The 9,240-nt window shown below is 72.3% G+C and carries 5 protein-coding genes; 1 reads left to right on the top strand and 4 read right to left on the bottom strand.

All coding sequences use genetic code 11. The features are described 5' to 3' along the window. Positions 1–112: 112 nt before the first annotated feature. From ald to ACFXPK_RS27950, 4 genes are all read right to left on the bottom strand, one after another. Positions 113–1,228 (bottom strand): alanine dehydrogenase, encoded by a 1,116-nt coding sequence (gene ald, locus ACFXPK_RS27935; RefSeq protein ID WP_385007603.1) that lies wholly within the window; start codon positions 1,226–1,228, stop codon positions 113–115. A 155-nt stretch (positions 1,229–1,383) separates the two neighbouring features. Further along, the gene (locus tag ACFXPK_RS27940; RefSeq protein ID WP_385079793.1) at positions 1,384–3,432 is read right to left on the bottom strand and encodes a tetratricopeptide repeat protein; all 2,049 of its coding nucleotides are present in this window, start codon (positions 3,430–3,432) and stop codon (positions 1,384–1,386) included. Between the two features lie 1,049 nt (positions 3,433–4,481). Continuing rightward, positions 4,482–5,108 carry an NUDIX domain-containing protein gene (locus ACFXPK_RS27945; RefSeq protein ID WP_385006249.1) on the bottom strand — a complete coding sequence of 209 codons (627 nt, stop codon included), beginning with the start codon at positions 5,106–5,108 and terminating at the stop codon, positions 4,482–4,484. 98 nt (positions 5,109–5,206) lie between these two features. Further along, positions 5,207–6,901, bottom strand: a complete 1,695-nt coding sequence (locus tag ACFXPK_RS27950; RefSeq protein ID WP_385006251.1) for a CTP synthase — start codon at positions 6,899–6,901, stop codon at positions 5,207–5,209. Between the two features lie 443 nt (positions 6,902–7,344). On the opposite strand from ACFXPK_RS27950, the gene ACFXPK_RS27955 reads away from it, so the two are divergent. Then, on the top strand, positions 7,345–9,153 hold the full coding sequence (locus tag ACFXPK_RS27955; RefSeq protein WP_385006255.1) for a glycoside hydrolase family 15 protein: 1,809 nt from the start codon (positions 7,345–7,347) through the stop codon (positions 9,151–9,153). The last annotated feature ends 87 nt before the right edge of the window (positions 9,154–9,240 follow it).

A 9,240-nucleotide genomic window follows, 5' to 3' on the forward strand; every position in this document is an offset into this window, starting at 1 on the left:
GGTTGGTGGTTGGGGGGGTGGGGCCCCCCCCGGTTCCCCCCCTCCCCTGGGGCCCCCCCCCCCCTTGTGTTGCCCGCCGGGGGGCGCGAAGTTGACGGAGCGGGTTGACGCGTCAGGCGAGAACGGTGCCGAGTTCGGCGTGATCCAGCCCGTGCGCCTCGGCCACCTCGCGGTAAACGACCTGGCCGTCATGGGTGTTGAGCCCCTTCGCGAGCGCCGGGTCCCGGCGCAGCGCACCGGCCCAGCCGCGGTTCGCCAGCTCCACGATGTACGGCAGCGTGGCGTTGGTCAGGGCGTACGTGGAGGTGTGCGGTACGGCGCCGGGCATGTTGGCCACGCAGTAGAAGACCGAGTCGTGCACCTGGAAGGTCGGTTCGGCGTGGGTCGTGGGACGCGAGTCCTCGAAGCAGCCGCCCTGATCAATCGCAATGTCGACAAGTACACTTCCGGGCTTCATCCGGGCGACGAGCGCGTTGGTGACGAGCTTCGGCGCCTTCGCGCCGGGGATCAGTACGGCCCCGATCACGAGGTCCGCCTCGGTCACCGCCTTCTCCAGTTCGAACGTGTTGGAGACGATGGTCTGGACCTTGGTACCGAAGATCCGGTCGGCCTCGCGCAGCTTGTCGATGTCCCGGTCGAGCAGGGTCACGTGGAATCCCATGCCGACGGCGATCTGGGTGGCGTTCCAGCCGGAGACCCCGCCGCCGATGACCACGGCGCGGCCCGCCGCCGTACCGGGCACACCGCCCGGCAGCACACCGCGCCCGCCGGCCGAACGCATCAGGTGATAGGCGCCGACCTGCGGCGCCAGCCGCCCGGCGACCTCCGACATCGGGGCGAGCAGCGGGAGCGCGCGGCGCGCGGTCTCGACGGTCTCGTACGCGATGGCGGTGGTGCCCGACTCCAGCAGGGCGTCGGTGCAGGCGCGGGACGCGGCCAGGTGCAGGTAGGTGAAGAGGGTCTGGTCCTTGCGGAGCCGGTGGTACTCCTCGGCGACCGGCTCCTTGACCTTCAGCAGCAGGTCGGCGACGGCCCAGACCTCGTCGGCGGTGGGCAGGATCCGCGCGCCGGCCGCGATGTACTCGCCGTCGGCGATCGAGGAGCCGATGCCGGCGCCCCGCTCGATGACGACCTGATGTCCCTGGCGCACCAGCTCGTGCACTCCGGCGGGGGTGATGGCCACCCGGAACTCGTTGTTCTTGACCTCGCGGGGGATACCGACCAACACGGCAGATCACGGTCCTTGGCTCGGGGGATTCCGCGGAGATTCCGGGAGCAATCCCATACATACCCGGGCACGCGTGGCACACGGGAAGGCACCGCTGACGTATGCGGCAAAGCCAGTCTAATGAAGGATTTCCTGCTGTCTAGCCTTACAAAGCATCAGTCCTCGACGGAAGCGCTGCGGATTTCGTAGGCGTTTCCCTCCGTTTCCAGGAGAAGACGATCCGCGGTGGCCCGGTGCAGCCGGGCCGCCGCCGGATCCCCCAGCCGGTCCAGGGTGTCCGCGACCCGGAGCTGGAGCGCCGCCTGGAGCCGCAGATCCCCCGCGATCCTGGCCCACTCGACCGCTTCCTGGCAGGTACGGAGCGACTCCTGCGGCCGGCCCGCGTACTCCTGGACCCGGGCCGCCTCGCTGAGCGCTCGCGCCTGTCCGGCCGGATCGCCCAGCCTGCGGTGGATCGCGATGGCGGCGCGCCAGTTGCGCAGCGCCTCGCCGTAGCGGCCCGCGTAGGTGTGGACGGTGCCGAGGCGGCCGTAGAGCCGCGCCTCGTCGGCCCGCTCGCCCCGGCTCAGCCGCTGGGAGAGCGCCCGTCCGTACCAGTCGGCGGCGCGCTGCCAGTCCCGCAGGTCCTGATGGGCCCCGCCCAGGGATTCCATGGCGCGGCCGGTCGCATACAGATCGTTCGCGGCGCGGCCGGCGTCCAGCGCGGCGCGGTAGCGGGCGAGCGCGTCGTGCGTACGGCCGGTCCTGGCGTCCAGATCGCCGATGTTCAGCAGGGCCGCGGCCTGCTCGCGGTACAGCTCATGGCGCTCCGCGATGTCGAGGACGAGCTGGTGGAGCCCGTACAGCTCGGGCGCCGCGGCCTCCGTGCCCCGGTGCGCGGCCAGCGCCCGGACCAGCGCGGCGACCAGCCGACGGGCCAGTGTGTCCAGCTCGCCGTCGGCGACCGCGAGGCGCGCGGACGCCAGCAGGGCGGGCTGCCGGGAGTACAGCCACTCGGCCGCGGCGGCGGCGTGCGGGAAGCGCAGCGCGCTGGGCAGCCCGGCGAGCCGCCTGCGGGCCGGGGACCCTTCGGGGTCGGTGACGGCGCGGCAGGACTGGAGCAGCCGTACGGTCCGCTCCAGCATCCGCGCGCGGGCGAGCTGCACCTCGGCGGGGCGGTCCTCCGCGAGCAGGGGGCGCAGCAGCGGGACGAGACAGCCCGGGACGACGTACTGGTCGACGGCCGCGCGGCCGGGTGCGGGCCGGTACGGCGCCACGCCCTGCCGGGCGGTCCGGTCGTCGGCGGTGCGCAGCAGCCCCCGCTCGGCGAAGTCGTCCAGCAGGACGGCGGCGTCCTGCATGGAGCAGCCGGCCAGCGCCGAGGCGGTGTGCGCGTCGGTGATCCCGGCGGGCGCGAGGGCGAGCAGCCGCAGCATCCGGGCGGCGGTCGGCGGCAGGCTCTCGTACACGAGCCGGAAGGCGCGGGCGAGCGGACGGGCGCCGACCGGGCACTCGGGGTCGGGCGGCACGGCGCGCAGCCGCTTGGCGACATCGGCGACCGACGCCATGGGGCGCGCCGCGAGCCAGCCGCCGGCCAGCACGAGCGCGGCGGGCTGACCGCCGCACTCCTCGGTCAGCGACTCGGCGGCCTGCGGGTCCACCGTGATCCGTACGGCGCCGGTGAACCGTGTGAGCAGTTCGATGGCGGCCTTGGTGTCCATACCGCCGAGGGTGCAGGGGCGCACGTCGGGAATCCCGGTGAGCGGCCCCTGCGAGACGGCGACGACCAGACAGTCCGGATTGTCCGGTACGAGCGGGTCGACCTGCCCGGCGTCGGCGGCGTCGTCGAGGAGCAGCAGCACCCGGCGGGCGCCCAGCGCCTCGCGCACCATCCCGGACAGCTCGTCCTCCCCCGCGCCGGGCGGGGTGGCGACACCGAACGCGCCGAGGATCTCGCGGGCGGTCCGCTCGGTGGGCACGGGCTCACCGTCGGACCCGGTGAGCCGGGTCCGTACGATCCCGTCCGGATATCCGTCGCGCAACTGCCGGGCCAGCTCCCGCGCGAGCGAGGTCCGCCCGGCCCCGGGGCGCCCGGCGATCAGCAGCACTCGCGCGCGGGGCTCCTTCCGCCCGGAGATCGTGTTGAGCCCGGCGCGCTCGATGTCCCCGTGCAGCGCCTTGAGTTCCCGCAGCCGCCCGAAGAACTCGCCTCCGGAGACGACCAGTTGCGCTTCCGAGGACGCTTCGACCGCGCGGACGAGGGGGAGTTCGGGAGCGGGCTCGGCCGGAGGCCCGGACTCGGCCCGGTGTCCGGGCTCCGCCTGGAGTTCGGACTCGGGTTCGGCCGGGGGTTCGGGGTCGAGGTCAGCCTGAGGTTCGAGGTCAGCCTGAGGGGCGGGGGCGGCCGGGGGCTCGGGGGCGGGGGCGGCCGGGGGTTCGGGGGCGGCCGGGGCTTCCGCTTCGGCCAGGGGTCCGGGCGCGGTCGCGCCCTCGGACTCCTGTTCGGCCGGAGGGTCGGGCGTGGCCGGGGGCTCGGGGGCGGATGCGACCACGGCGTCCGTTTCGGCCTCCGGCGCGGCCGTGACCTCGGGCGCGCGCTCCGCCTCCGGCTCGGGTGCGACGTCCGCTTCCGGCTCGGGCACCGCCACGACGTCCGCCTCCGCCGCGGGCGCGGGCACCGCGGCCGGCTCGGGCGCCTCCGTGACCGTCACGGCCGGTTCCGGTTCCGGTCCCGCTTCCCGTTCCGGCCCCGCTTCCGGCTCCGCGGGGGCCGCGTCGGGCGGTTTGGGGCGGGCCCTGCGGGGAGCCGCGGCCTTCCGCCGGGCGCGGGCGGGCCGGGTGGCCGGGCGTGGCTCGGGGTCGCCGCCCTCCGTACCGCTCACGACATCGGTCACATCCTCGGGACCCTCCGGGACGGTCACCCGGGCCGTACCTTTCTTCTTCGCGGCCGAGGTGGCCCGGCCGCGGCGTTTGGCCGACGGTGCGTCGGATTCGGTGGGCCCGGCCGCGCCCGCCCCCGGCTCCGGGGGCTTCTTCGCTCGCGCACGGCCGGGGCCACTCACGTCCACCGCCTGATCCGTCACGGGCCACGCTCCGTCCGCCTGCGCACGATCCGAGCCCGGCGGGTCTCCGCACGGACGGTTCGAGCGTAGTTCACTCTCTGCGACGGAACAGGGGGAGCGCGGCCGGTGCATCCCCCGATCGGATCAGCTTTTCTTCGGATCAGAGGATGAATCAGGCCTGCGTATCAGGCGTCAGGGAGCAGGCGTCGGGGTCAGGCCACGAACGGCCGCGCCGGCCACGGCGCCTCCGCCGGACGCAGCGCCTCCACGCCGTCCCCCGCCAGCGCGGCGGTGAGCGCGAGGACGCCCACCGCGAGGCAGTTGTTGTGCAGCTCGCCCGCGAGCACGCCCCGCACCAGCTCGGTCAGGTCCACCCGGGCCAGCTCCATGTCGGCCTCCTCCTCGGAGACCTGGAAGCGCTCGCCCTGCGCCTCGGACAGCTCCCGGGCGAGGAAGATCCGTACCGCCTCGTCGCAGCCGCCCGGTGTCGTGTAGACGTCCGTGAGCACCCGCCAGTCCTCGGCCTTGACGTGCGCTTCCTCGTACAGCTCGCGCTGGGCCGCGTGCAGCGGGTTCTCCCCCGGCACGTCGAGCAGTCCGGCCGGGATCTCCCAGAGCTTGTGGCGTACGGGGTGGCGGTACTGGCGCAGCACCAGGACCCGGCCCCCGGCGTCCAGGGCGAGGATCGCGACGGAGCCGGGGTGGACCTGGTAGTCGCGCTTCACGACCGTGCCGTCGGGCATGACCACATCATCCGTGCGGACACTGGTCTTGTTGCCGCGGAAGGGCGTCGTGGTCGCGGTGACCCGCCATTCCTCAGGGGTGTCCTTGATGGTCATGGCAGCGTCCTCCCACGGTGGTACACAAGCGGAAACCGAGGCACGGACCCCGAACTCGGGCCGTACCCCGGCTCCCACCGTATCGCCTGTGACGTGCCTTACGACCGCGCGGCCACCGGCTCGCCCGCCTCCTGACGGAGCCCTTCACGACGCTCGACCGCGGCCTTCACGAGCCCGGCGAACAGCGGGTGCGGACGCGTCGGCCGGGACCGCAGCTCCGGGTGGGCCTGGGTGGCGACCAGGTAGGGGTGCGTGGCGCGCGGGTACTCGACGTACTCGACGAGCTTGTTGTCGGGGGACGTGCCCGAGAAGACCAGACCGGCCTTCTTCTCCAGCTCCGCGCGGTAGGAGTTGTTCACCTCGTAGCGGTGACGGTGGCGCTCCTCCACGTACGGCTGGTCCTCGTACACCTCGCGGACGATCGAGCCCTCGGCGAGCTTCGCCGGGTAGAGACCGAGCCGCATCGTGCCGCCCAGGTCCCCCGCGCCCTCCACGTAGGCGAGCTGCTCCTCCATCGTGGAGATCACCGGGTGCGCGGTGCCGGAGTCGAACTCCGTCGAGTTGGCCTCGGGGATCCCCGCGAGGTTGCGCGCCGCGTCGATGACGATGCACTGGAGACCGAGGCAGATGCCGAGCAGCGGCACCTTGTGCTCGCGGGCGTACTGGATCGCGCCGACCTTGCCGGTCACGCCGCGCTCGCCGAAGCCGCCCGGGATCAGGATGCCGTCGACGTCACCGAGCTGCTTCGCGGCGCCGGCCGGGGTCTTGCAGTCGTCCGAGGTGACCCACTTCACCGTGACCCGCGCCCGGTTGGCGAAGCCGCCCGCGCGGATGGCCTCCGTCACGGAGAGGTACGCGTCCGGCAGGTCGATGTACTTGCCGACCAGCGCGATGGTGACCTCGTGGTCCGGGTTGTGGACGCGGTCCAGCAGGTCGTCCCAGATCGTCCAGTCCACGTCGCGGAAGGGCAGGTCCAGCTTGCGCACGACGTAGGCGTCCAGGCCCTCGGTGTGCAGCACCTTGGGGATGTCGTAGATCGACTTGGCGTCGACGCAGGCCACCACGGCCGCCTCGTCCACGTCGCACATCAGCGAGATCTTGCGCTTGATGGAGAGCGGCACCTCGCGGTCGGCGCGCAGCACGATCGCGTCCGGCTGGATACCGATGTTCCGCAGGGCGGCGACCGAGTGCTGGGTCGGCTTGGTCTTCAGCTCGCCGGACGGGCCGATGTACGGCAGCAGCGAGATGTGGACGACGAAGACGTTGTCCCGGCCCACCTCGTGGCGGACCTGGCGGACGGTCTCCAGGAACGGCAGCGACTCGATGTCGCCGACCGTGCCGCCGACCTCCGTGATGACGACGTCGACCTCACCGGCCGCCATCCGCCGGATGCGGTGCTTGATCTCGTTGGTGATGTGCGGGATGACCTGGACGGTGTCGCCCAGGTACTCGCCGCGCCGCTCCTTGGCGATGACCTGCGAGTAGACCTGGCCGGTGGTGACGTTGGCCGAGCCGTCGAGGTCCACGTCGAGGAAGCGCTCGTAGTGGCCGATGTCCAGGTCGGTCTCGGCGCCGTCGTTCGTGACGAACACCTCACCGTGCTGGAAGGGGTTCATCGTCCCGGGGTCGACGTTCAGGTACGGGTCGAGCTTCTGCATCGTGACCCGCAGACCGCGCGCTTTCAGCAGCGCGCCCAGGCTGGAGGCGGTCAGGCCCTTGCCGAGGGAGGAAGCGACACCCCCGGTGACGAAGATGTGCTTGGTCGTCGAGGATGTCGAGGATCGTGTCGGCATGGCCAAGAGGGGGCTCCCGTGGTCGCGGTTCGAGGTGCGTGCCGGTGTCCCAGACCGAGAGGCGAAGGGACTGCCGTCGCTGCGGTTTCGGGGTCTCTGTGCTGTGCAGGGAGTCCACCGGTCCACGGGCTACCAGGGTAACAGCGACGACAGGAGGTCGCTTCCGGCCACGCGTCGCGCCGCGATGCCTCCCCTTTCCCCCTCGTCACACTTTTTCCCCCTCGTCCCGACGAACCCACTCGTTCGGCGGACCGCTCTTCTTCCGCTCTTCTTCCGACCGTGACGCGGAACCCCGACGTGCGTCGTATCCTGCTCAAACATTCGCTGCCGAGTGCGGCCGGCAAACGGCACCACCCCCGCCCGATTTCCCGGAAAACCAGCTCGTCAACGACCCTTGACCGCAGTAAGCGCCCCGCGGGGCGGACGTGGCCGTTCGACTGGAGATGCACGTGGCCGGGCGCATCGAGGATTACGCACTCATCGGAGACATGCAGACCGCTGCCCTGGTCTGCCGGGACGGCACAGTCGACTGGCTGTGCCTGCCCCGCTTCGATTCGCATGCCGTGTTCGCGGCTCTGCTGGGAACCGACGAGCACGGTTTCTGGCGACTGGGGCCCGCGCATCCCGCGGGCTCGGTGCCGCCACGGGCCACCCGGCGCCGTTACCGCGGGGACTCCCTGATCCTGGAGTCCGAGTGGGACACGCCGCGCGGCACCGTGAGGGTGACCGATTTCATGCCGCCGCGTGACGGCGCGCCGCAGCTCATCCGGATCGTCGAGGGCGTCAGCGGCCGGGTGCCGATGCGCTCCGCGCTGCGGATGCGGTTCAGCTACGGGCGCGTCGTGCCGTGGGTCCACAAGGTGGACAACCGTACGGTCGCCGTCGCCGGACCCGACTCGGTCTGGCTGGACACCGAGGCGGAGACGCACGGCAAGGACCTGACGACGTACTCCGACTTCACCGTGGCACCGGGCGACCGGATCGCGTTCACGATCAGCTGGCAGCCCTCGCACCGGCAGCCGCCGGCGCTGCCGGACCCGGAGGGCTCCCTGGAGGCGACCTCCGAGTTCTGGCGCGAGTGGGTCGAGCACTGCACGTACCACGGCCCCTACCGCGAGGCCGTGATCCGTTCGCTGATCACGCTCAAGGCCCTGACGTACGCGCCGACCGGCGGCATCGTGGCCGCGCCGACGACCTCGCTCCCCGAGGAGATCGGCGGCAGCCGCAACTGGGACTACCGCTACACGTGGCTGCGCGACGCCGCGATCACGCTCTCGTCCCTGCTGCGCACCGGCTACCGTGAGGAGGCCCGCGCCTGGCGCGAGTGGCTGCTGCGCGCCGTGGCCGGCGATCCGGAGAACCTCCAGATCATGTACGGGATCGCGGGCGAGCGCGAGCTGGGCGAGGCCGAGCTGGACTGGCTGCCGGGGTACGAGCGTTCGGGCCCGGTCCGGGTCGGCAACGGGGCCGCGCACCAGCTCCAGCTCGACGTGTACGGCGAGGTCACCGAGGCGCTGCACCTGGCCCATATGACGGGTCTGGCGCGCAACGACTACGCCTCCGTCCTCCAGCTCAAACTGATCCGCTACCTGGAGAAGCACTGGGACCAGCCCGACGAGGGCATCTGGGAGGTGCGCGGTCCGCGCCGCCACTTCGTCCACTCCAAGGTGATGGCGTGGGTCGCCGTCGACCGGACGATCAAGCTGATCGAGTCGGGCGACGCGGACGGGCCGCTGGAGCGCTGGCGCGAGCTGCGCGACGACATCCACCACGATGTCTGCGAGAAGGGGTACGACAAGGAGCGGAACACCTTCACGCAGTCGTACGGCTCCCAGGAGCTGGACGCGTCGCTGCTGCTCATCCCGCAGATGGGCTTCCTGCCGCCGGACGACAAGCGGGTCATCGGCACGATCGAGGCGATCCAGCGCGAGCTGTCCACCGAGGACGGCTTCGTCCTGCGCTACCCGACGTCCGGCGAGGACGCGGGGGTCGACGGTCTGGAGGGCGACGAGGGCGCGTTCCTGGCCTGTTCGTTCTGGCTGGCCGACGACCTGGCGATGATCGGGCGGGTCGACGAGGCGCGCAAGCTCTTCGAGAAGCTGCTGTCGCTGCGGAACGACCTCGGGCTGCTGGCCGAGGAGTGGGACTCCCGGCTCCAGCGCCAGGTGGGCAACTTCCCGCAGGCGTTCAGCCATGTGCCGCTGATCGACACGGCGCTGCGGCTGACGGCGTCGGGCGCCTACGGCGGCTGACGGCCGGGCGGAAGGCCACGGGCGGGGCCCCCTCGCGCTCGAGCGCGCCCCCCACCCCGGGCACACACACCGCCGCGGGGGGCACCC

It is taken from the genome of Streptomyces sp. NPDC059142, from assembly GCF_042755665.1.
Classification (GTDB): domain Bacteria; phylum Actinomycetota; class Actinomycetes; order Streptomycetales; family Streptomycetaceae; genus Streptomyces.